Here is a 23,113-nt window from a genome sequence, read left to right on the forward strand (position 1 = left end):
GCGGCCATTGCTGGGGATATGCGCCCAAAATGGCGATTTGTCAAAGTGGAAGTGGGTGGTGAACCTGGAACGACATGCAGCAGGCCTGATTGAGGCATCGACAAACTGCAAACCAAGCAATCTGGAAGACATCTGGATCATCAAATTCCCGATCTGAATGATACATATAGTCTGTAGACCTATAGTCATCATTTCGCCAGTTTCGTCCCATGCAGAACGATGGGCGCACGGCTTTCGGGAAGAACATCCGGAACCGCAGACAAGAACTGGAAATTTCACAGGAAAGACTGGCTGAGCAGGCTGGCCTTCACAGAACTTATGTTGGTGGCATCGAGCGTGGCGAGCGCAATGTAAGCCTCGACAATATTCTCTGCATTGCAAAAGCACTCAACATTACCGCCTCGGATTTGATGCGCGGTGTCGTCTGATGCTGGTTTCGCCATATGCCGGTCACCCGCGCGAGGAATGGCCTGAGATTACACGAAGGCTGGTGGACGTTTTTCCACTTCAGCCGGATCAGTTGCTCCAATTCGTGGACAGCGCGTGGAGCAACCTGTTTAATTCCAGCTTTGGTGAAAGCGGCCTCAAGATCGGGACGGATATTTTGCTTCCAGCCCAAGCGACCGGGGTCTTGTTGGAGCGCTTGATTGCTGTCGAAATGCAAAAATCGCTTGAGGGCTGGCGAGGCGGCCGGACTAAAACTGAAAAAGATATTATTTGTGAAACCGATCTCAAATTTTCATTTGAAATCAAAACCTCGTCAAGCCGGTCAGGTCTCTACGGAAACAGAAGCACGGGGCATCGCGCCGAGGGCAGGACAAAGTTTCGTTCCGGGTATTACCTTGTGATAAACTACAAGCTGCCGACGGAAGACAACAGTTCCAGAGAAATTATCAACGTTCGATTTGGTTGGATCGATGATGACGATTGGGTCGGACAAGCCCAACCGACCGGACAACAGGCATCGATTGGGGTCGGCCTGGCTAGACTGAAATTGATCACAATTCGAGGGTCGATCTGAAATCGAAGGGCAATTTGGCTTGGTCGTGTTCAATCTCTTGAGACTGACGCATGTTTTTCAGGCGTCTGGCAGCCATGTTCACGTAACTTGAATCGATCTCAAATCCGATTGCCTTTCGCCCCAGCCTGGCGGCTGCCTCCAACGTAGATCCCGACCCGGCAAATGGGTCAAGCACCACATCGCCCCGGTTGCTGGACGCAAGGATCACTCGGCTTACCAAGGCCAGAGGAAATTGCGCTGGGTGAGCGGTTCGTTCCTTTGAGGACCGATTTGCTCCTGATGTAACTTTTGCGATTTGCCAGACATCAGAGGGATTTTTTCCGTTCGGATTGCACTTCAGCTTTCCATTCTTTTTCTGGTTCGGATATTTTACGTCCGGATCGCGGATATCATCGAGATTGAAGACGTATTCCTCGGCGTCTTTTACGTACCAGAGAAATTTTTCATTACGTGGCGAAAGGAAAAGCCGACCCGCAACCCCCGCTCCGTAATTCCAGACGACCTCTTGGATCATGAAGAATGGAATCTTATCCCATATAAGGTAGGCAAGAGGCATCGCCTTGGCTTTTTCAGGGACAGGCATATAGCCGACGTTCAACCAGAACGCACCCGACTGTGTCGTGAGTTCATGAACCAGAGAAACCCAATCGGCCGTCCACTTGATATAGTCCTCTACGGATCGATTATTTTCGTAGGATTTACCGATGTTATAGGGTGGCGACGTCACCGTAAGTGGAACCGATTCAGACGGCATCCGCCTCATCAAATCAAAACAGTCGCCATGGTATAGAAGGACGTCCTCGTCCTCATAGGCAGGACGGCCAAGGGATGCTCTAATCGCGGAAAAATCTGGCTGCATTTCGTCACTATCGAATGGAACTTATAGTCATCATAAAGTGAGGCACCATCGAGTCAATGATTGGGGCGCGCAAATCAAGACATGTGCACTGGTTTTCGACGCCACGATCTCAACCCCTTGGGCGGTGTGGGAAACAGCCCCCGCTATTCCCCGCCCTCACCCGCATCGCCACCAACCACGACCACCGTCTGCGGCCAGCGCAGCAATGCCGCCTCGCCGGCCTCGTTCAGCGCATAGACGCCCTTCCCCTGCCGGTCGAACCAGCCATAGACGTTGTCGAGCAGGATGCGGCCCGCCTGCGGCGCCCATGTCTTCATGTCGCGCGGCCGCGCCAACCCCTGTTGCAGCGCCGAGGCGCAGATCAGCGCCTGTTGCCGGTAGGCGGTCATGATCGGCGAGCGCGTGGCGCCGCCGAGCGCCGGATCGCCTTGTCTTTTCCGATGCTCCCTGACAAGCCGTGTGCGCCGCTTCGGGTTGGTCCTCGGCATCGGCGATACGGAGCTGACGATGACGCTGACCTCGCCGGTATCGGATATCCCGAGCATGCCGATCCCCATCCGCCGGCAGAGATCGCGATAACGCCTGTCCGCCTCCCGCCCCCGGCCCTTGGCCGAGACCTTCGCCGCGATCCAGACTTCATCGGCCATCGCCGCCCGGTCGACCGCCTGCAGGATAAGCTCGAGATTGAACGACATCTTCAATTCGCAGACGACAACGACCGGCGGTTCGCCGTCGCTCAGCCCCACGACATCGCAGCTTGCGACCTCCCCCTTCACGACATAGCCGGCCGCCTCCAGAAAGGCCTTGACCGGCGGATAGAGCGACGTCTCCATGGTAAGGTTTACGGATTGAGATCGGCGATCTCGCCGAACTGGGCCAGCAGCCGTGGCGACAGCATGTCGCCGGTCTCCTCGTCGACGGTGATCGCATAGGCCGCCACGCCCGCGAAGCGCTCCGCCATGGCGGACGCGATCTTCTCCGCGCTGATCGGGTTCGACGCCTGCCGCATCTCGCCGGGCACCAGCTTGCCGCGATTGCTGCGGTAAGGGATCACGATAAACTTTTCACCAGTGGACACGCGCAGGATTCCCGATTGATCGTTCCTGAAACGTTCTGATTTGGGGACGGATGTCAATGGTCTGGGCGGGTGAAAGCATGGGTCGAGGCTGCGTTACCCCCTCAGCCCTGCCGGGCATCTCCCCCACAAGGGCGGAGATCGACTCGTTGCGGCGTCATCGCCAAAACGTTGAGGTAGGAGCAGGCGGCCGCGCCCAGCCAATCTCCCCACTTGTGGGGGAGATGGCCGGCAGGCCAGAGGGGGGTATCACACCCACCAACCTCGCAAACAACTAGCGGCCGACCTCAGGCCGCCTTCGTCTTCGCCTTGCGCGACAGATGCGCCACCACGTTCTCGATCATCCGCATGCCGGCGTCGCCGCCGAGCGTCATGATCGATTCCGGATGGAACTGCACGGCCGCGATCGGTTCCTTGGCGTGCTCGATGCCCATGATCGTGCCGTCCTCGCTCTCCGCCGTGATGATGAAATCGCGCGGCAGGGTCGAGGGGTCGGCGAAGATCGAGTGGTAGCGGCCGACGGTGACTTCCTTGCCGAGGCCGGAGAATACCAGGCCCGGCTCCAGCACGCGGATGCGCGACGGCTTGCCGTGCATGGGAAGCGCCAGGTGACGGAGCTCGCCGCCATAGGCCTCGGCGATCGCCTGCAAGCCGAGGCAGACGCCGAAGATCGGCAGGTCGCGGGCGCGCGCCTTCTTGATCGTCGCCTTGCAGTCGAAATCCTTCGGGTTCCCTGGGCCCGGCGAAAGCACGACGAGATCGGGATCGAGCCGGTCGAAGATCTCCTCCGGCACCGGCGAACGCACGGTCGAAACCTCGGCGCCCGTCTGGCGGAAGTAATTGGCGAGCGTATGCACGAAGCTGTCTTCGTGGTCGACCAGCAGGATCTTGACGCCCTTGCCCACGGTGGCGACGTCGCGGCTGGCCTTGGCCGTATTGCCGGCCTTGGCATCGCGGATGGCGGAGAGCATGGCGGAGGCCTTCAGTTCGGTTTCGGCTTCTTCTTCCTCGGGGATGGAATCGTTCAAGAGCGTTGCCCCTGCCCTGACTTCGGCGATCCCGTCCTTGATACGCACGGTGCGCAGCGTCAGCCCCGTGTTCATGTCGCCATTGAATCCGACCATGCCGATCGCGCCGCCATACCAGGCGCGCGGGCTCTTCTCATGGCTCTCGATGAAGCGCATGGCCCAAAGCTTCGGCGCGCCGGTGACGGTAACCGCCCAGGCATGAGACAGGAAGCCGTCGAACGCGTCCATGTCGTCGCGCAGGCGTCCCTCGATATGATCGACCGTGTGGATGAGGCGCGAATACATCTCGATCTGCCGGCGGCCGATGACCTTGACGGAACCCGGCTCGCAGACGCGGCTCTTGTCGTTGCGGTCGACATCCGAGCACATGGTGAGCTCGCTCTCATCCTTCTTCGAGTTCAGGAGCTTCAGGATCTGCTCGCTATCGGCGATTGGATCGTCGCCACGCTTGATCGTGCCCGAGATCGGGCAGGTCTCGATGCGGCGGCCCGACACGCGCACGAACATCTCCGGCGAAGCGCCGACCAGATATTCCTGGTTTCCGAGATTGATGAAGAAGGAATAGGGCGACGGATTGATCGCCTTCAGCCGCTTGGAAATATCCGAAGGCTTGCTGTCGCAGCGCTCCATGAACTTCTGCCCGGGCACGACCTCGAAGAGGTCGCCCTTGCGGAAGCTTTCCTTCGCCTTGACCACCAGCTCGGAATATTCGCCGGGGCGGTGATCGCTCTTCGGCGGGATCGTGTCGGTGCGCCGGAACGGCTCGGCCGGGATATCGCCGGCCTTGCCCTCGGTCGTCAGCCCGCCCTTTTCGAAATCGTAGCGGTCGATCCAGGCCTTGGCCGAATAATTGTCGACCACCAGAATCTCGTCAGGGAGATAAAGCACCATGTCGCGCTGGTCTGAGGGACGTGTCAGCTTCAGGTTGATGGCATCGAACTGGAAGGCGAGATCGTAACCGAAGGCGCCGTAGAGCCCGAGGCTGGCATCGGCCTGTGAATAGAAGAGATCGGTAACGGCGCGCAGCACGGTGAAAACAGTCGGGATCTTCGAGCGCTCTTCTTCGGTGAACGCCCGGTCGGGCGCCTTGACGGTGAGATCCAGCCGCCGCCTGGTCGCCGCACCCAGTTCCAGCTCGGAGATCGTCTTCAGCCGCTCGGTGACGAAGCCGAGAATGACCTCGCCGCGCTCGTTATAGGCGTCGATCCAGACCTTGCGGCCGTTGCAGGAAATGCCGAGCGGCGGATCGACCACGGCCGTATCCCAGCGCGTGTAGCGGCCCGGATATTCGTAGTTCGACGAGAATACCGCCCCGCGGCGCTCGTCGAGCTTGTCGATATAGGAGGAGACCGCGTCGGCATAAGGGATCGCCCGGCGCTGCCGCGTGACCGTGATGCCGCCCTTGGTCTCGTAGATCTCCGCTCCGTCATCCCTGATGATCGTTACCATTGCTTCACTCCGTTATCGGCCCGGATGACAGGCGGCCTTAAAAACAAAAAAAGCCGCCTGGTGTTTTCCGGGCGGCTCATCGTCGTCTTTGGACACGATTGGTCGAGGCCGCCTCAGCGAGCCCACCACCAGATTGCAATGTTCAAGGACATGTTCATGGGCGGAATTGTTAGCGTGAGTTCAAGGAGAGCGCAAGAGGCGAATGCGGCAACGAAAAAGGGCGACCCGGAGGCCGCCCTTTCGATCGTGTCAGAAGCGCTGCGTGAGCGAGATTTTGAAGGTACGGCCCGGCTCGGAGTAGTATTCGCGAGGCTGCGAACCACCGTTACGCACCGAGGCGTAGTCGTAATAGGTCTTGTCGAAGACATTGTAGATGCCGGCGTTGATCTTCAGGCCCTTGATCTGCTCGGGCTCCCACCATGCGGTCAGGTCGACGATGCCGTAGCCCGGCGTGCTGAAGTAGCTCATCGACGTCGCGGTTCCGATGGTCTGGCCACGCGCACGCTTGACGCCGGTCCAATCCAGGCCGACACCCCATGTCTCGGTGTCGTATCCGACGCTGATCACGGCCTTGAGCGGCGCGACCGACTGCAGGAACGTATTCGTATCGAGGTTGTTACCCTCCGCGTAGGCCAAGCCGGCCAGAGCGCGGAAGCCGTTCGAAAACCGCTTGTGAACGGAGACTTCGGTACCGTAGATCTCGGCGTTGGCGACATTGTTGTAGGTCGTGATGCCCTGCGGATACTGTGCCAGGTTGTAGCCGAGAGCGGCTGCCTGAGCGGCGTTCAGGCTCGTCGTGTCGATGAAGTTGCGGTAGCGGTTGTAGAACAGGTTGACGCGGCCGCCGAATTCATCGTCGCCGAGCTTGGCGCCGACTTCGAAACCATTGCTGGTTTCCGACTTCAGGTTGGGATTGCCGATACGCAGGTAGGTGCCCGGTCCGCCGAAGTTGCTGTAGAGTTCACCGGCCGTCGGCGCGCGGAAGCCCATGGCCCACTGGCCGTAGAGCAGGACCTGATCGTTGACTTCCTGCTCCAGCCGGACCTTCGGCGATATCGCCGTGTCATCGAAGCTGTTCGGAAGCGCCGGATTGTTAGCGTTCTCGGCGAAGGCATCGGTCATCTTCGGATCATGCTTGACCCAGTCGAAGCGCACGCCGGGCGTAACCGAGAAGCCTGTATCGCCAAAATTGATCTTGTCGTCGACATAGAGACCGATCCGACCGCTGTCCACCTTCGGCGTATCGGCCTGGTTGGTGTGCAGGTTGGCGCACGCGGTGTATCCGGCCGGATAAGAGCCGTTCGCAAGCGGTGCCGGGCATCTGTCGTAACCCGACGAATACTGCTCGTCGATGCTGCGGGCAATGTCGAAGCCGAAGACGAAATTATGGTCGAGGTAACCGGTATCGACGTTCTTTTCCAGCGCGCCGACGAGACCGATCGTGCGTTCGTTATACTCGTTGAGGCGGCCGATCGGGCCGACGACCGAGGTGGAACGATAGCCGTTATATCCGGTGCCGCGCGTCTGATCCTGCCAGTAGAGCGAAGCCCAGGCGGCATCGACAAGGCTGTCGTCGCTCTCGGACTGGAACTTGTAGTCCAGCGAAACGCGATCGCGCGCGGTGGCATCATTGGTGAGATAGTTCCCGGGCAGATACTGATCGCGCGGCCCCAGAACTCTGACCTGGTTGGTCTTCGCGTCGGTATCGCGATCCTTGCGGTAGCTCTCCGCCGTCAGGCCGATCGTGTGGCCGCCTTCGAGCTGCTGGCGCAGCTTGAACAGCAGGTTGTGCTGCTGGTAGTCGGAAGGGTTCGGGGCCGTGCGGGTCGCACCGTAGGTATCGACGGTTCCCTGGCTGTCGGTCTGCTTGCCGGCCTTGTAGCCGCCCTGGAACATGATCGAGGTGTTCTCGATGCGCTTGGCGATCGCCGCGGATGGCGCGGAGCTGCGGTCGGAGCTGTCGTAGGTGTACTTGACGATGCCGCCCCAGTCCCGGCCTTCCTCGATCAGGTCTTCCGGCTCCAGCGTGCGCACGGCGAGAACACCGCCGAGCGCGCCGCCCCCGGCACGGCTGGAATCGGCGCCACGCAGGACGTCGACGGCCGAAAGCGACGAGAAATCGAAGGTATCGACGCCACCCGTGGCGCTGCGCGTCGCATCCGACAGGAAGGTCAGCGGAATGCCGTCGACGGTCGTCAGCACGCGGCTGCCCTCGAGGCCGCGAATGTTGACGCCACCCGTGTTGCGGTTGAAGTTGACGCCCGGCTCGGCGATGCGGCCAAGATCGCCGATGCTGGTGATCTGCTTGTTCTCGATCTCGGCGGCTGTCGTCTCGGTGGCGAGCGGCGTGTCGGTGACGCTGCCCGGCTCCGGCGCGGCGGAGACCCGCTTGCCCTTCACCACGATCTTCTGCAGCGTCGTTTCGCCGTCGCTTGTCGCGGCCGGCGTCGTCGTCGTCTGCGCGCTCTGCGCCAGCGCCTGCGAGACCGGACCGGCAAGAACGAACGCCGTGCCCACCAAAAGCGCCGCGCGCCAATGTCGGATAACCATAATCAACCCCTCAATGAAAAAAGTACCGGGCTGGCTGGTCGTCGCGCATCCGCGCTTGGAGGGGCTGGCTAGGTGTCTCGGCGAAGAATTCCGCCTACTTCTTGCCGCATAAAAAACATGAGTATGGTTGTCAATATATTCCGCCCACATATCATGATATAAGTAGTCATGTTTTAATCATGGCGATCAACGTTGCGAAATTGCAACGAAATCCGCCCCCATACGTTGTTATCCCGCTGGGCATGAAACGATGGATGGAAGCGTGAAGAAGACGGGCCAGATCGCGACAGCACTGTTATGCCTCATCATATTGACCGGCGCCGGCCTGCCCCAGACCGGTCCGAGACCCGAAGTGAAGCCCGGCGACAAGCCTTTGGAACAGCAGTCCGAGGACCCGGCGAAGGTTGAGGTCGCGCCCAAGCCGCTGCCCAAACCCGACACCAATGAGCCCGACCGTAACGAGTCAGACGCGAAGCCCGACACGCCGAAGTCTGACATGTCGAAGCCCGGCGCGAACACCACCGAAGGCGAACAGCCCTCCTCCGACACGACGAGCAAGGACGCCGCCCCATCCAAGCGCGAGGTACAGGGACCGAACCTGCCCGAAAAGCAGACGCTCGAGGCCCAGAACCTGACGATCGAGCCGGAAAGCGATGCCGACCACTCGGCATGCGTCAAGGAACTGGAGAGCCTTGGCGTCGTCTTCACCGATCTCGACCGCATCGACGACGGCAACGGCTGCGGCATCGACAAGCCGATCAAGGTCAGTGAAGCCCTGCCCGGCATCAAGCTGAAGCCGGATGGCGTCATGCGCTGCCCGGCCGCGCTGGCGCTCGCCCGCTGGATGAAGCAGACGGTGGTCCCGGCGGCCGCCGTCGCCGCCCCTGATCAGGGCCGCATCACCACCATCAACCAGGCCTCCACCTATATCTGCCGCCTGCGCAACAGCGCCGAAACCGGCAAGATTTCCGAACACGCGCGCGGCAACGCCGTTGATATCGCCAGCTTCGGCTTCGAGAAGGGCGAGGATGTCGCGGTCAAGCCGAGGCGCGAGGATTCGACCCTGATCGGCGCCTTCCAGCGCGCCGTCAGCGCCGCCGGCTGCCTGTACTTCACCACCGTGCTCGATCCCGAAAGCGACGCCGCCCATGAGAAGCACTTCCATCTCGACGTCCTGCAACGCAATGGCGGCTACCGCTACTGCCGCTGAAAATCGAGAAATGTCAGTGGCTTGCCGGGATGAGGTGAATCGGAATCCGAGCGTCTTCAGTCCAGGCGGAAGGTCAGAACAGCCCCTCGATCGCGCCTTCTTCATTGAGGTGGATGCGCTCGGCGGCAGGCGATTTCGGCAGGCCGGGCATGGTCATGATCTCGCCGGTGATGACGACGACGAAGCCGGCGCCCGCCGACAGCCTGACCTCGCGCACCGAAACCACATGCCCCTCTGGCGCGCCGCGCAGGTTCGGGTCGGTCGAGAACGAATATTGCGTCTTGGCGATGCAGACCGGCAGATGGCCATAGCCCTGCTCTTCCCAGACCTTCAGTTGGTCGCGCACCGTCTTCGGCACGCTCACCTCGCTGGCATGATATATCTGGGCGGCTACTTCCTCGATCTTCTCGATCAGCGGCATGGCGTCGGGATAGATCGGCGCGAACCTGGCATCGCCCGATTCCGCCATCTCCACCACCTTCCACGCCAGTTCCTCGATACCAACGGACCCTTCCGCCCAGTGCCGGCAGACGATCGCCTCGGCGCCGAGATGCGCGACATAGGCCTTCACCGCCTGCACCTCGGCATCCGTGTCGGAAACGAAGTGATTGATGGCGACCACGACCGGCACGCCGAACTTGCGCACATTGGCCACATGGCGGCCGAGGTTGGAACAGCCGCGCGTCACGGCGCCGACATCCTCGCGTCCGAGATCGCCCTTGCCGACACCGCCATTCATCTTCAGCGCGCGCACGGTCGCCACGATCACCGCCGCATCGGGCTTCAGCCCGGCCTTGCGGCACTTGATGTCGAAGAACTTCTCCGCCCCGAGATCCGCGCCGAACCCGGCCTCCGTCACCACGTAGTCGGCAAGCTTCAGCGCCGTCCTGGTGGCGATGACGGAGTTGCACCCGTGGGCGATGTTGGCGAACGGGCCGCCATGCACCAGCGCCGGATTGTTCTCCAGTGTCTGCACCAGGTTCGGCTGCATCGCATCCTTGAGAAGCACGGCCATGGCGCCGTCCGCCTTCAGGTCGCGCGCGAAAACCGCTGTCTTGTCGAAACGGTAGCCGATGATGATGTTGCCGAGGCGCTCTTCCAGGTCCTGAAGATCGGAGGCCAGGCACAGGATCGCCATCACCTCCGAGGCGACCGTGATGTCGAAGCCGCTCTCGCGCGGAAAGCCATTGGAGATGCCGCCGAGCGAGGCGACGATCTCGCGCAGCGCCCGGTCGTTCATGTCCATCACGCGCCGCCAGGTGACGCGGCGCACGTCGATATCGAGCGCGTTGCCCCAGTAGATGTGGTTGTCGATCATCGCCGAAAGCAGGTTATGGGCCGCCGTGATCGCGTGGAAATCGCCGGTAAAGTGGAGGTTGATATCCTCCATCGGCACGACCTGCGCATATCCGCCGCCGGCCGCCCCGCCCTTGACCCCGAAGCACGGCCCGAGCGAGGGCTCGCGCACGCAGATGACGGCCTTCTTTCCGATCCGGTTCAGCCCGTCGCCGAGCCCGACGGTCGTGGTCGTCTTGCCCTCGCCGGCCGGCGTCGGATTGATGGCGGTGACGAGAATAAGCTTGCCGTCTGGCTTGCCCGCCTGCGCGGTGGTGAATTCGGCGCTGATCTTCGCCTTGTCGTGCCCATAGGGCGAGAGCTGGGCCGCCGGAATTCCGAGCCGGTCGCCGATCTCGTAGATCGGCTTTTTCACCGCGGCGCGCGCGATCTCGATGTCGGTTTTATACTCAGCCATGCCGCCCCCAGACCTTTTCGTCGTTCGAACGTCACGTTTATGCCAATGGCCCGGTGAAATATACCGAAAGTTTGCGACCCCGCCGGTTGCGCACGGACACCCGCAGCCTCTATCACCAAGCGTTGATTTAGCACTTACGGGGACAAACCATGAAATCACTCGAGCTCATCGTCGAGCGCATCATTCTTTCCAGCCGCTGGATTCTCGTCGTCTTCTATCTTGGTCTGGCGCTTTCGCTGGCGGTCTACGCCGTGTCCTTCGGCTACAAGTTCCTGAAGGTCGCCTCCAACGTCTTTACCTATGACGAAGGTGAAATGATCCTGGCCATGCTCGGCCTCATCGACGCGGCGCTGGTCGCCAGCCTGATCGTTATGGTGATGATCTCGGGCTACGAGAATTTCGTCAGTCGCCTCGACGAAAGCGAGGCCGACGTCTCCTTCATCGGCAAGCTCGATGCCGGCAGCCTCAAGATCAAGGTCGCCTCGTCGATCGTCGCCATCTCGTCGATCCACCTCCTGCAGGTTTTCCTGAATTCGGAGCAGTTCACCGACAGCAAGATCATGTGGCTGACCATCATGCACATGGCCTTCGTCGTCTCCGCCGTCATGCTCGGTTTCCTCGAGCAGCTGATGCGGAAAAACAAGGACAGTTCGAAGGTCTGACGAAAACTGATTCGCGGGCGGTCTTGCCGCCTGCGACATATCGCGCAAGGCAGATAATACCCTTGTGATTTGCTAGTGAAGAAAATTCCTGCGCTCGACACCGAGAAAACAATACATAGTTGTTTTAATATTTACTAATAACAACCGATGGAAGATTTTTCGTGTTTAAATTATAACACATTAATCTAATAGCGGTGCGCCGCACAAATTGTGGCTAGCAAATATATCAGATAGTCGATCTTATGGCTTGAGTGGCAGGCTGGCGGGAATTGATTGATGTCTTACATAGCTACCTCGGAGAGGCAGTCAGTATTGACGGCTGAAATTGCAGCAGTGAAAACTAGACCGGCATTCGTCCAGGCAATGTTTCGTACCGCCGAAGCTTTCGGTTTCAAATACGCGACGCTGATGGACGCACCGACGCCCGAGAGCTTTCTTCTGAAGTCGCTGTTGATCGAAACCAATCTGCCGGCCGCCTATATCAGCGGCTTCGATCGCGCCCGCTTCATGCAGCTTCCAATGTTTTCGACCGGCATGTCGGGCTCGGCCCTGCCCCGCTGCTGGAACCTGCGCGATGGCTCCAACATGTTCCCGCCGGAACTGGAGGAGCTGAAGAGCGCCCACGACATGCGGGCGGGCGTCGCCGTTCCCATGCATTCCGCGGATGGTCACCGTTTGCTGTTCTGGTTGTCGGGCACGCGCGCGCCGCTTGGACAGACGGAGATCAACGAAGTGAGCATGATCCTGCTACACCTGCTGGACGCCTTTAATCTCGTCAAGTCCGCCAAGATCAGCGACCACCCGCCATTGTCGGCGCGCGAGCGCGAAGTCGTGCGCTGGACGTCGCAGGGCAAGACCTCGATCGAGATCGGGCAGATCCTGTCGCTCTCCGACCATACGGTCAACGCCTACATGACCAGCGCCATCAAGAAGCTCGATTGCGTCAACCGCACCCAGCTGGTCGCCAAGGCGATCCGCTACAAGCTGATCAACTGACGCCGCGCCACCGGAGCCGGCGCGGCAAGGCTCGCCCTTATCGGCCGAGCACCGCGCGCATCTCCACCAGGTTCGAGCGCACCCTCAGAATATAGAAGCCCATCGTCGCCAGATGGCTCGGCATGATCCAGCCGTCCTCGCGGCCGTTCGAAATGATCGCCGGCTGGATGCGCAGCGCCGCCTGGAACTGGGCGTTGGTCACGCCGTAGAGCGCGCCGAGATTGCGCTCCGCGATCACCCGCGAAAAGTCCGATTGGGCGGCGGCGAGAATGGCGTAGTAGCCGTAGAGCTGGCCATAGGCGAACCAGAAGCGATCGTCGGCGCGCGTATCGAACCAGCCGCTCGCGGAGTTGGCCGAACGCTCCGCCAGCATGTCGGATGTCGCGCCGAGATCGTTGGCGATACGGTCGATGAACTGGATGAGATTGTCGGCGCGGGTGTCGAACACGGCGTTGCAGTTGGACAGATCCGTGTTGAACTTGCGAAGGCTGTTGATCGCCGAGCGATAGTAGCTCGGCGTCGGCGTCTTCGGACCGAACGGATTGACCCCGAAATACCAGCTGAACTCGTCGAACTGCAGCTTGCCGCGCGCATCCTGCAGGTCGCCGTTGATGCCGGACGTGCCGCGCACGCGCCCCAGCGTATCGACCAGCTCGACGGAGGTGCGGCGCACCGCCTGGTTCACGCCGCGCTGGAACGAGGCCTTGTTGTCGAGGAACGGCGTGTTGTCCCAGTCGATCCCGAAGAAACCGAGGCGATAGAGCAGCATGGAGGAGATCCATGCGTTCTGGTTGACGTTGAAATCGGTGAGATCGGCCACGACATCGACGATCGCCGCACGCTGGCAGGTCTTTGTCGCCGGCGCACTCGCGCCGTCAGCGGCCGGGATTTCCTGGCCGGCGGGAACCTTGCGCTCGGCGAGCTTGTACTGGTCGACGAAGGACGGATTGAAGCCGGTCCACGATTGCGTCTGCACGAGGAAATAGCCGTAGAGCAGGACGAGCAGCGCCAGGATGCCGATAACGGGAAGCCTTACCAGCCAGCCGCGCTGAATGTACCAGCCGCGCGCCGCGAGGAACGGCCAGAACGCCCAGGCCACGAAAAGCCGCGCCCAACGACCAATCGCCCGGCCGATCGATCTGAAAAAACCGGAGATTCCGTCAAGCATCGCCCATTCCCTTCTGCAGCCCAAAGCGCGTGTTTTACCCGCTCTCAGATATGCATCCGCATCTCAAACGGCAACATCATGCTGTTATTATTGTTTCTTCCGCCGATCCTGAAGACGGGCACGTCTATAGACGCGGCATCCGCAAGCGCAGCTTCCCCGACATGTTCGTCGTGTCGATCAGCGGCGCGCCCGACGCACCTTCATTTTGGTGGGCATAAAGCGGAAACCTCTTGCCGAACTGCGCGTCCGCCGTCCGCTTGCGATGCTCGATCTCCTGCGGCAGCAGCATGTCGCGTTCGAACAGCACGATGGCGTCGGCGATGCTGGGAAACAGCTCCGACGAGATCTTCACCTTCGAGCCCGGAATATCGGTATCGACCTGGGCCTGATATATCAGGAGGCGCTCTTCCGTATCGATCATCAGCTTGCGCATCAGCGTGTTGCACTGGCCGATCTCGGTGTTGAGCCCGTCGACCAGCAGCTGGAATATCCCGATGAAGCGCTCGCGCCGCTGGCTCTCGTCGCGTAGCTCGTGCTCGCGGGTGGAGATTTCGTCCGCCTGCGCCTTCAGCGCCTGGCGCTCCTCCTCCATCCGCTGCCACTCGGCCTTGCTGCCGTAGACGCCGATCCGCCCCTGCGTCGTCAGCGCCTTGGCGTTGAGCTCCTTGATGCGGATGCGGGCGATGTCGATGTCGTCGACCAGCCGGCGCCGGCGCTCGACGATATCGACCAGCCGGCCCTCGGCCTCCTTGTGGGCGGTGACCACGACCGCGCGGTGACGCGTGATCAGCCCGGCGACGCTGTCGGACTTGACCATCAGGTCGCGCAGCCGCTCGACCACGGGCGCCGCCCGCACACGGCTGCTGTGGCGCCGCCACATGCGCTGGCGCGAGAAGTGGCCGATGAACCGCTCGGTCGCCGTCAGGCCCCGGAAACTGTCGAGATCGGACGACACCTTGACGGTCATCGCATCCAGCGTCGCCACCAGTTCGGCAAGCAGCTCCGCCAGGTTCCTGGCGTCGGCGGAAAAGCCCTGGAAGCGCTCGTTTTCGACAAGGAAGCGTTCGTCGTCGATGTCGGTCGGGTGCCGAGCGAACTCGCCGACGAAATCGGCGCATGTCTTGACCTTCACCGGCAATTCGTCGGCGATGGCGCTGGCGGCATCAAATGTGGTGTCGAACGAGACAGGCTTGCGCACCCGATATCCCCGATGAATCGAATGCCGCCAAACTAGAGCCGTTCAGTCTCAAATGGAAGCAGCGCCTTGCTCAGGCCCTCTCGGCGACCCATTCGCCGTTCATGGCGTCGTCCCAGTGACGGCGGCAGAGCGACACATATTTCTCGTTGCCGCCAACCTCGATCTGCGCCCCTTCCCGTGCCACCGCGCCGTTGCCGTCGAGCCTGACGACCATCGTCGCCTTGCGGCCGCAATGGCAGATGGTGCGCACCTCGCGCATCTCGTCGGAGATCGCCATCAGCTCCTGCGAGGCCGGAAACAGCTTGCCCTGGAAATCCGTGCGCAGTCCGTAGACCATGACCGGGATATCGAGCCGATCGACGACGCGCGCCAGCTGCCAGATATGCTCGCGCGTCATGAAATGCGCTTCGTCGACGAAGACGCAGGCGATGGGTTCGCCCGCAGCCCCCTGCTCGGCGATCAGCGCAAGCAGATCCGCGTCCTGCTCGAAGGCGACGGCGTTCGCCTGGAGCCCGATCCGCGAGCCGATGACGCCCTTGCCGGCCCGTTCGTCGAACGCCGCGATCAGCAAGAGAACGCGCATGCCACGCTCCTCGTAATTATACGCGGCCTGCAGCAGCATCGTCGATTTGCCGGCATTCATCGTCGAATAGTTGAAGTAAAGCTTCGCCATTGCATTCTCCGTCTCTCCGCTTCTTGGTGGCTCGGCACCGCCAAGAAAACCCCCGGCCACCGTTAATCACAGAAAATTGCCGGAAACGCCCGGCAAATCCGACGAAATTCAAGCAATCCATTAAATGCCCGACGTCGCAATCGGATACGGCAATGCGGCGCAAACACACTGAGGTCGCTTGTAAAACTCGGCTATTGATGATTGGCTTGGGAACGTAAGACTGGGAGTCTATAAATGAAAACGACAAGCGCATTCAAACTGATCACCGCCACGGCCGTTGCCGCGCTCTCTGTCGCAACCGCCGCCTATTCCGCCGACCCGGCCAGCTGCTCCACCGTCCGCTTGTCGGATGTGGGCTGGACCGACATCACCGCGACGACGGCAACCGCATCCGTGATCCTCAAGGGTCTCGGCTACAGCCCCGACGTCAAGGTTCTCTCCGTACCGGTCACCTACCAGTCGCTGAAGAACAAGGACATCGACATCTTCCTCGGCAACTGGATGCCGACCCAGGAAAAGGACGTCCGTCCCTTCATCGACGACAAGTCGGTCGAATCCTTCGGCCCGAACCTGACCGGCGCGAAATACACATTGGCGACCAACGCCAAGGGCGCCGAGCTCGGCATCAAGGACTTCAAGGATATCGCCACCTACAAGGACGATCTCGAAGGCAAGATCTACGGCATCGAGCCGGGCAATGACGGCAACCGTCTCGTCATGAACATGATCGAGAAGGACACCTTCGGCATGAAGGGCATGGAGGTCGTCGAATCCTCCGAGCAGGGCATGCTGGCGCAGGTGGCCCGCGCCGAAAAGGCCGGCAAGCCGGTCGTCTTCCTCGGCTGGGCGCCGCATCCGATGAACGAGAACTTCCAGCTCACCTACCTGACGGGTGGCGACGACGTTTTCGGTCCTGACTTCGGTGGCGCCAAGGTGTTCACCAACGTGCGCGCCGGCTATCTCACCGAATGCCCGAACGTCGGCACGCTCTTGAAGAACATGGTCTTCTCGCTTCCGATGGAAAACCAGATCATGGGCAAGATCCTGAACGACGGCGACGAGCCCGAAAAGGCCGCCACGGCGTGGCTGAAAGCCAACCCGACGGCGATCGAGCCCTGGCTCAAGGGCGTCAAGACGCTCGACGGCAGCGGCGACGGCGTTGACGCCGTCAAGAAAAGCCTCGGCCTCTGATATCGAGTGCGGGGTGGCCCTGGCCGCCCCGCTTTCGCTGTCCTCGCCCCTGTTGTTGTTCTTTCTGGATAGGCACGCCCTTGAACTGGATCACCGACTTTAAAATCCCCATTGGTCCCTGGGCGAAAGCCTTCGTGGATTGGCTCACCACGAATGCCGACTGGTTCTTCAACCAGCTTGCCTTTGTCCTGTCCCGCGTCATCAACGGCCTGCTCTTCGTGCTGCAGACGCCGCACCCGCTGATCGTCATCCTCGGCATCACCGCCATCGCCTACTGGCTGAGGCGTTCGGTCGTCGTCGCCGTCTTCACCTGTCTCGGGCTGCTGTTCATCATGAACCAGGGCTACTGGAAGGAAACGACCGCGACGCTGGCGCTAGTGCTCGCCTCCACCTTCGTCAGCATGGTCGTCGGAATTCCGCTCGGCATCGCGTCCGCCCGCCGCCCCTGGGTCAATTCGCTGCTTCGGCCCGTGCTCGACCTGATGCAGACCATTCCGACATTCGTCTACCTGATCCCGGCGCTTATCCTGTTCGGCCTCGGCATGGTGCCCGGCCTGATCGCCACGGTGATCTTCGCCATCCCCGCCCCCATCCGCCTCACCCGCCTCGGCATCATCTCGACGCCGCCCTCGCTGGTCGAGGCCGCCGAATCCTTCGGCGCGACCCCGATGCAGGTGCTGCGCAAGGTCGAGCTTCCCTACGCCACGCCGCAGATCATGGCCGGCCTGACGCAGACGATCATGCTGTCGCTGTCGATGGTCGTCATCGCCGCTCTCGTCGGCGCCGACGGCCTCGGCGTCCCCGTGGTGCGCGCACTCAACACCGTCAACGTCGCCAAGGGCTTCGAGGCAGGTCTCTGCATCGTCATCCTGGCGATCATTCTCGACCGAATGTTCCGCGCGGCGGGTGAAGGAGACGGCGCATGACCGCGGTTCGCTTCGATAATGTCAGCATCGTCTTCGGCGACAAGCCGGAAGCAGCGCTCGCCCTGGCCGACAAGGGCAAGAACCGCGACGAGATCGGCGCCGAAACCGGGCTGGTGCTCGGCGTCGCCGATGCCTCGCTGGAGATCCAGGAAGGCGAGATCCTCGTGCTCATGGGCCTTTCCGGCTCCGGCAAGTCGACGCTTTTGCGCGCCGTCAACGGGCTTGCCCCGGTCGTTCGCGGCGAGGTCACCGTCAACACCGCGTCGGGACCGGTCAACCCCTACAAGACCTCCGCCAAGGGCCTGCGGGACCTGCGCATGCACACCGTCTCGATGGTGTTCCAGCAGTTCGCGCTCCTCCCCTGGCGCACCGTCGCCGACAATGTCGGCTTCGGCCTCGAACTGGCAGGCATGGCCGAGGGCGAGCGCAAGAAGCGCGTCGCCGAACAGCTCGAGCTGGTCAACCTGACCAAGTGGGCCGATCGCAAGGTCAACGAGCTCTCCGGCGGCATGCAGCAGCGCGTCGGCCTTGCCCGCGCTTTTGCGACCGGCGCGCCGATCCTTCTGATGGACGAGCCCTTCTCGGCGCTCGACCCCCTGATCCGCACCCGCCTGCAGGATGAACTGCTCGAGTTCCAGCGCCGCCTGAAGAAGACCATCCTCTTCGTCAGCCACGATCTCGACGAGGCCTTCCGCATCGGCAACCGCATCGCCATCATGGAGGGCGGACGCATCATCCAGTGCGGCACGCCGCAGGACATCGTCAAGAACCCGGCCGACCAGTATGTCGCCGATTTCGTCCAGCACATGAACCCGATCAGCATGCTGACCGCCCGCGACGTCATGCATTCGGGCCTCGGCGATGCAGCGGCCGGCGCCAGCGTCAGCGGCACGGCCAAGGCGGAGACCCCGCTGATCGACATTCTCGACGCGCTTTCCCGCCAGCCGGGCAGCATCGGCGTGGTCGAGAACGGCGCCATCATCGGCACGATTTCCGCCCAGGACGTCGTCGCCGGCCTGACGCAGCACCGCAAGAAAGAACAGGCTTGATCGAGCCGTCCGCTTCCGCCAGAACGTGGACATGAAAGATCAGCCTTCCGTCATCAGGGAAACGGACGAAGAGGCGCGCAGGCTGGCGCGCACTCTTCTCCGCTCCGCCCGCTACGCCGCCATCGCGGTGCTCGACCCGAAGACCGGCTTCCCATTCGCCAGCCGCGTGCTTCTCGGCACCGATATAGACGGCGTTCCCGTCATCCTCGTCTCCGGCCTCTCGGCGCATACCCGTGCGCTCGACGCCGATCCGCGCGCGTCGCTTTTGACCGGCGAGCCCGGCAAGGGCGACCCGCTCGCCCATGCCCGACTGACGACGCAGTGCCGCGCGGCGGCTGTCGAGCGCGGCAGCGCCATCCACACACGCATTCGTGATCGCTTTCTGGCCCGTCATTCGAAGGCGAAACTCTATGTCGATTTCCCGGATTTCCGGTTTTTCCGCCTGATTCCCGAGAGCGCCAGCCTCAATGGCGGCTTCGGCCGGGCCTATGTTCTGGGTGGAGAAGAGCTGATGATCCGCTCGGACGCCAACGAGGAACTGGCGGCTTGCGCCAATGAGGTAGTGCAAGATTTGCTAGCGCTGGAGCCCGATTTGGCAAGGAAAACAGCGATCACACATAAAGCACGCATGGGGGCCAAATGGGCGATTTGTGGAGTCGACTGCGCCGGTTTTGATGTGATTTCGGGCGATTTGCTGGTGCGGCACGAGTTTGACACACCCGTGAACAGCCGCGATGAACTTTATTCACATATATCTAACATGAAATACTCAATACCTGAAATTTAGCTATATACAATCTTGAAGGCCTCTTGCTAGTTTTCACCGTCGGCGATTTCAGGCCGACGTTTTTTTGAATTCCGTTTCCATGGGAAGATGATTATGGACACAATTGATTTGACCGCTCACGCGAATGTTGCAGCCGCGCTTTTGTCCGCCATGGCAAATCCCAAGAGACTTCTGATCCTCTGTAATCTGGTCAAGGGCGAAATCCCCGTCGGCGCGCTGGCCACCGAAGTCGGCCTCAGCCAGTCGGCGCTGTCGCAGCATCTCTCGAAGCTGCGCGCCCAGAAGCTGGTCAAGACCCGCCGCGACGCACAGACGATCTACTACTCCAGCACCTCCGACCAGGTCATCCGCATTCTCGAGACCCTGACGCAGATCTACGCCGAACCGGTCCGCGCCAAGTCGGCCGCCTGATCGCTTTAAGCCTTTCCGGTCGTTCCCATGCGGAGCGACTGACCATTTTCAGCACCATTTCATATTGACGGATCGGCGACCTCAGGTTTGCCGATCTTTTTTTGCGCGCTAAAGCACCGGTCGGTGAACGGGCGTCGATGGCCCCAGAAAATCAGGACCTGAAACGCGTTATCGGTCTCCATGCAGCGAATTCCCTGAAACGGATGGGGCGCCCTTTCCCATCGGAGATCATTGCATGCGTACACGACTGATCGCACTCGTCCTGCTCGCCAGCTTTTCCGCCTTCCCGGCCTTCGCCGCGCCAGGTTTCCGGCAGACCACCATCGCCGCGACAGGCGCTCGTCCGCCATTGTCCATCAGCCTCTGGTATCCCACGACGTCCACCGCCGAATCTATAAACCTCGGCGAGACACCGGCCTTCGTCGGGCTCCCGGTCATTCGCGACGCCGAACCCGCGCCCGGCCCGCGCCCGCTGATCCTGCTTTCTCACGGCTATGGCGGCAACTGGCGCAACCTCGCCTGGCTTGCCGGCGAACTTGCCGCCAAGGGTTATGTCGTCGCGGCGCCCGACCATCCCGGTACGACCACGTTCGACATGCGGTCGCCCGACACTATCGAACTCTGGCAGCGGCCGCGCGACCTCAGTCGGGTGATCGATACGCTTCTGGCAAACCCCGGCCTTGCGGGCTCGGTATCGCCGGACCGCATCGGCGCCATCGGCCACTCGCTTGGTGGATGGACCGTGATGGAACTCGCCGGCGGCCGGTTTGACGCCGGGGCGGTCATGAACGATTGCCCCCGCGTGTTCGGCCCCGTCTACTGCAGGACGTTCACGGCATTGGGCGTCGGCCGCGACGCGGCCTCGATGGCAGCCCTTGGCGCGGATCTTGGCGACGCCAGGATCAAGGCGATCGTCACGCTGGACCTCGGCCCCGGACGCGGCCTGACGTCGGAAAGCCTCGCTGCGGTAAAGGTTCCGGTGCTTGTCCTCGGCGCGGGCGAGAACGTCGATCCCGAGACTGCGGAGAAAGCCAGTATCGCCGCAACCAATAAGGACTCCTTCTATCTCGCCGAGCACCTGCCGCCAACCACGACGCAATTCGCCCTGGTGCCGGGCGCCTTGCATTTCAGTTTCATGCAGCTTTGCAAGCCGGGCGCGGCAGCGCTCATCGAAGAGGAGGCCCCTGGCGAGAGCATTGTCTGCCGGGATGCGCCTGGCGCCGATCGACAAGCGGTCCATCGCGACGTGAGTGACAGAATAATGGTCTTTCTCGGGAGTGCGCTGGCCGATCGATGACGCCGAGGTGTCTTCTCCACAAATCACGGCTTTTCACCCAAGAAGCCGTGATTTTCGACCTCTCGGATATCGAATCCGTCACAATTCGCCATCGTCATTCTATCTTCTTGCTAAATCGGCGCGAAATTCCTAATAAACTTGCAATGCGTCCTTCGAGCCAAACATGGCCGGATGGGCGTGTTTGCCGCGCGCAGTCCGTCGTCCTTGGCGCATCCCTGAACGGATGTTTGTACGGCCTGGATTGATCGCAGCGGCAGGACAATCGCGGGCTTGAAACCCATCCAAGGAGAAACGGAATGACCCTGAAGACCCTGACGGCGACCCTCGTCGCCTCGCTCGCCTTCGCGCCGCTGGCGCATGCGGATATCACCATCGGCCTGATCGCGCCGCTGACCGGCCCCGTCGCCGCTTATGGCGACCAGGTGAAGAACGGCGCCCAGACCGCCGTTGACGAAATCAACAAGGCCGGCGGCATCCTCGGCGAGCAGGTCGTGCTGAAATTCGCAGACGACGCGGGCGAGCCCAAGCAGGGCGTCTCGGCCGCCAACCAGCTCGTCGGCGACGGCATCCGCTTCGTCGTCGGCCCGGTCACATCGGGCGTCGCCATCCCGGCCTCCGACGTCTTCGCCGAAAACGGCGTGCTGATGGTCACCCCGACCGCCACCGCCCCTGACCTGACGAAGCGTGGCCTCGCCAACGTTCTGCGCACCTGCGGCCGCGACGACCAGCAGGCCGAAGTCGCCGCCAACTACGTCCTGAAGAACTTCAAGGACAAGCGCATCGCCATCATCAACGACAAGGGCGCCTATGGAAAGGGTCTGGCTGACTCGTTCAAGGCAACCCTGAACGCCGGTGGCGTCAAGGAAGTCTTCGATGACGCGCTGACACCCGGCGACAAGGATTTCAGCGCGCTCACCAGCCGCCTGAAGGCCGAAAAGGCCGACGTCGTCTATTTCGGCGGCTACCACCCGGAAGGCGGCCTGCTCGCCCGCCAGCTGCGTGACCTCTCGGTCAACGCCGTCATCATCGGCGGCGACGGCCTGTCGAACAGCGAATTCTGGAACATCGGCACCGATGCCGCCGGCGGCACCATCTTCACCAACGCCGTAGACGCCACCAAGAGCGCCGACTCCAAGGCCGCCGCCGACGCGCTGAAGGCCAAGGGCATCCCGGCCGAAGCCTTCACGCTGAACGCCTACGCCGCCGTCGAAGTCATCAAGGCCGGCATCGAGAAGGCGAAGAGCGCCGAGGATTCCGAAGCCGTCGCCAAGGCTCTGAAGGCCGGCGAACCGATCTCCACCGCCATCGGCAAGCTGACCTACGGCGAGACCGGCGACCTGACCTCGCAGAGCTTCTCCCTCTACAAGTGGGAAGCCGGCAAGATCGTCTCCGCCGAGTAATTCGGGTTTGACGATACGCATACGGACGGGCGCCTTGGGGCGCCCGTTTTGTTTTTGGGCGACGCCGTGACCTTGATGTTCAAAGACACGGACAATCCACCCGCGACCGTCGTCCTCGGGCTTGTCCCGAGGACCTAACCACGCCTCGACGCATTCAACGTGCATCGACCCAGCCACCCCGAGCGGGCCGCGGGCGTCAGCCATCACATCCATAAACGTTGCACTAGCGGCAACGTGCTCAGATCCTCGGCACGACGGCCACTACTGTCCGGTTTAAATCTCTGGACAGGTTGCATGACATTGATTCTATTCGGCTTCAGACGTTTCGCGGCGTTCTGGACACGCATTGGAGATCAATGTCATGCGGCATGAGAATAGCGTCTTTCATCAGATCCAACAGCATATTCCGT

At 61.5% G+C, this 23,113-nt stretch carries 21 protein-coding genes; 12 read left to right on the forward strand and 9 right to left on the reverse strand.

The features are described from left to right. Nucleotides 1-209: 209 nt before the first annotated feature. Together GGQ67_RS06545 and GGQ67_RS06550 are read left to right on the forward strand one after the other, a co-directional pair. Complete coding sequence (locus GGQ67_RS06545; RefSeq protein ID WP_183899371.1) at nt 210-428, forward strand: helix-turn-helix domain-containing protein; 219 nt, start codon at nt 210-212, stop codon at nt 426-428. Then, nucleotides 428-1,021, forward strand: a complete 594-nt coding sequence (locus GGQ67_RS06550) for a ScaI family restriction endonuclease (RefSeq protein WP_183899372.1) — start codon at nt 428-430, stop codon at nt 1,019-1,021. The genes GGQ67_RS06545 and GGQ67_RS06550 overlap by 1 nt, the downstream gene beginning before the upstream one ends. Here GGQ67_RS06550 and GGQ67_RS06555 read toward each other — a convergent pair. From GGQ67_RS06555 to GGQ67_RS06575, 5 genes are all read right to left on the reverse strand, one after another. After that, nucleotides 999-1,880, reverse strand: a complete 882-nt coding sequence (locus tag GGQ67_RS06555; protein WP_183899373.1) for a DNA-methyltransferase — start codon at nt 1,878-1,880, stop codon at nt 999-1,001. The two genes, GGQ67_RS06550 and GGQ67_RS06555, sit on opposite strands and share 23 nt — an antisense overlap. Nucleotides 1,881-2,023: 143 nt before the next feature. Continuing rightward, nucleotides 2,024-2,713 carry a DUF2161 domain-containing phosphodiesterase gene (locus tag GGQ67_RS06560; RefSeq protein ID WP_183899374.1) on the reverse strand — a complete coding sequence of 230 codons (690 nt, stop codon included), beginning with the start codon at nt 2,711-2,713 and terminating at the stop codon, nt 2,024-2,026. An 8-nt stretch (nt 2,714-2,721) separates the two neighbouring features. Further along, nucleotides 2,722-2,958, reverse strand: coding sequence for a hypothetical protein (locus tag GGQ67_RS06565; protein ID WP_183899375.1), 237 nt, complete (start codon nt 2,956-2,958; stop codon nt 2,722-2,724). 284 nt (nt 2,959-3,242) lie between these two features. Next, a complete protein-coding gene (locus GGQ67_RS06570) occupies nt 3,243-5,432 on the reverse strand; it encodes an anthranilate synthase (RefSeq protein WP_183899376.1) in 2,190 nt (729 codons plus the stop codon). 249 nt (nt 5,433-5,681) lie between these two features. Beyond that, nucleotides 5,682-7,982, reverse strand: coding sequence for a TonB-dependent hemoglobin/transferrin/lactoferrin family receptor (locus tag GGQ67_RS06575; protein WP_183899377.1), 2,301 nt, complete (start codon nt 7,980-7,982; stop codon nt 5,682-5,684). A gap of 262 nt (nt 7,983-8,244) precedes the next feature. On the opposite strand from GGQ67_RS06575, the gene GGQ67_RS06580 reads away from it, so the two are divergent. Then, on the forward strand, nt 8,245-9,192 hold the full coding sequence (locus GGQ67_RS06580; protein WP_425503754.1) for an extensin-like domain-containing protein: 948 nt from the start codon (nt 8,245-8,247) through the stop codon (nt 9,190-9,192). A gap of 73 nt (nt 9,193-9,265) precedes the next feature. Here the strand turns inward: GGQ67_RS06580 and GGQ67_RS06585 are convergent, their stop codons facing one another. Further along, complete coding sequence (locus tag GGQ67_RS06585; RefSeq protein ID WP_183899379.1) at nt 9,266-10,945, reverse strand: formate--tetrahydrofolate ligase; 1,680 nt, start codon at nt 10,943-10,945, stop codon at nt 9,266-9,268. 149 nt (nt 10,946-11,094) lie between these two features. On the opposite strand from GGQ67_RS06585, the gene GGQ67_RS06590 reads away from it, so the two are divergent. Further along, nucleotides 11,095-11,607, forward strand: a complete 513-nt coding sequence (locus tag GGQ67_RS06590) for a TIGR00645 family protein (RefSeq protein WP_183899380.1) — start codon at nt 11,095-11,097, stop codon at nt 11,605-11,607. Between the two features lie 276 nt (nt 11,608-11,883). Then, the gene (locus GGQ67_RS06595) at nt 11,884-12,603 is read left to right on the forward strand and encodes a helix-turn-helix transcriptional regulator (RefSeq protein WP_183899381.1); all 720 of its coding nucleotides are present in this window, start codon (nt 11,884-11,886) and stop codon (nt 12,601-12,603) included. Between the two features lie 37 nt (nt 12,604-12,640). Here the strand turns inward: GGQ67_RS06595 and GGQ67_RS06600 are convergent, their stop codons facing one another. The 3 genes from GGQ67_RS06600 to GGQ67_RS06610 all read right to left on the reverse strand — a co-directional run bounded on the left by GGQ67_RS06600 (nt 12,641) and on the right by GGQ67_RS06610 (nt 15,642). Beyond that, on the reverse strand, nt 12,641-13,771 hold the full coding sequence (locus tag GGQ67_RS06600; RefSeq protein WP_183899382.1) for a DUF2333 family protein: 1,131 nt from the start codon (nt 13,769-13,771) through the stop codon (nt 12,641-12,643). 124 nt (nt 13,772-13,895) lie between these two features. Further along, nucleotides 13,896-14,969: a hypothetical protein gene (locus GGQ67_RS06605; protein ID WP_183899383.1), complete on the reverse strand. Its 1,074-nt coding sequence runs from the start codon at nt 14,967-14,969 to the stop codon at nt 13,896-13,898. 70 nt (nt 14,970-15,039) lie between these two features. Then, a complete protein-coding gene (locus GGQ67_RS06610; protein ID WP_183899384.1) occupies nt 15,040-15,642 on the reverse strand; it encodes a thymidine kinase in 603 nt (200 codons plus the stop codon). Nucleotides 15,643-15,876: 234 nt separating this feature from the next. On the opposite strand from GGQ67_RS06610, the gene GGQ67_RS06615 reads away from it, so the two are divergent. From GGQ67_RS06615 to GGQ67_RS06645, 7 genes are all read left to right on the forward strand, one after another. After that, nucleotides 15,877-16,833: a choline ABC transporter substrate-binding protein gene (locus GGQ67_RS06615; protein ID WP_183899385.1), complete on the forward strand. Its 957-nt coding sequence runs from the start codon at nt 15,877-15,879 to the stop codon at nt 16,831-16,833. Nucleotides 16,834-16,913: 80 nt separating this feature from the next. After that, a complete protein-coding gene (choW, locus tag GGQ67_RS06620) occupies nt 16,914-17,759 on the forward strand; it encodes a choline ABC transporter permease subunit (RefSeq protein ID WP_183899386.1) in 846 nt (281 codons plus the stop codon). Then, the gene (gene choV / locus GGQ67_RS06625) at nt 17,756-18,808 is read left to right on the forward strand and encodes a choline ABC transporter ATP-binding protein (RefSeq protein WP_183899387.1); all 1,053 of its coding nucleotides are present in this window, start codon (nt 17,756-17,758) and stop codon (nt 18,806-18,808) included. The genes choW and choV overlap by 4 nt, the downstream gene beginning before the upstream one ends. A 31-nt stretch (nt 18,809-18,839) precedes the next feature. Continuing rightward, on the forward strand, nt 18,840-19,595 hold the full coding sequence (locus tag GGQ67_RS06630; protein WP_183899388.1) for a HugZ family pyridoxamine 5'-phosphate oxidase: 756 nt from the start codon (nt 18,840-18,842) through the stop codon (nt 19,593-19,595). 93 nt (nt 19,596-19,688) lie between these two features. Continuing rightward, nucleotides 19,689-20,006, forward strand: coding sequence for an ArsR/SmtB family transcription factor (locus GGQ67_RS06635; protein WP_018897310.1), 318 nt, complete (start codon nt 19,689-19,691; stop codon nt 20,004-20,006). A gap of 235 nt (nt 20,007-20,241) precedes the next feature. After that, entirely contained in the window at nt 20,242-21,303 is a 1,062-nt protein-coding gene (locus GGQ67_RS06640) for an alpha/beta hydrolase family protein (RefSeq protein WP_183899389.1), read from the forward strand. Nucleotides 21,304-21,599: 296 nt separating this feature from the next. Continuing rightward, nucleotides 21,600-22,703: a branched-chain amino acid ABC transporter substrate-binding protein gene (locus GGQ67_RS06645; protein WP_183899390.1), complete on the forward strand. Its 1,104-nt coding sequence runs from the start codon at nt 21,600-21,602 to the stop codon at nt 22,701-22,703. Nucleotides 22,704-23,113 lie beyond the last annotated feature (410 nt).

Source organism: Rhizobium metallidurans (assembly GCF_014196505.1).
In the GTDB taxonomy this organism is placed as follows: Bacteria; Pseudomonadota; Alphaproteobacteria; order Rhizobiales; family Rhizobiaceae; genus Rhizobium; species Rhizobium metallidurans.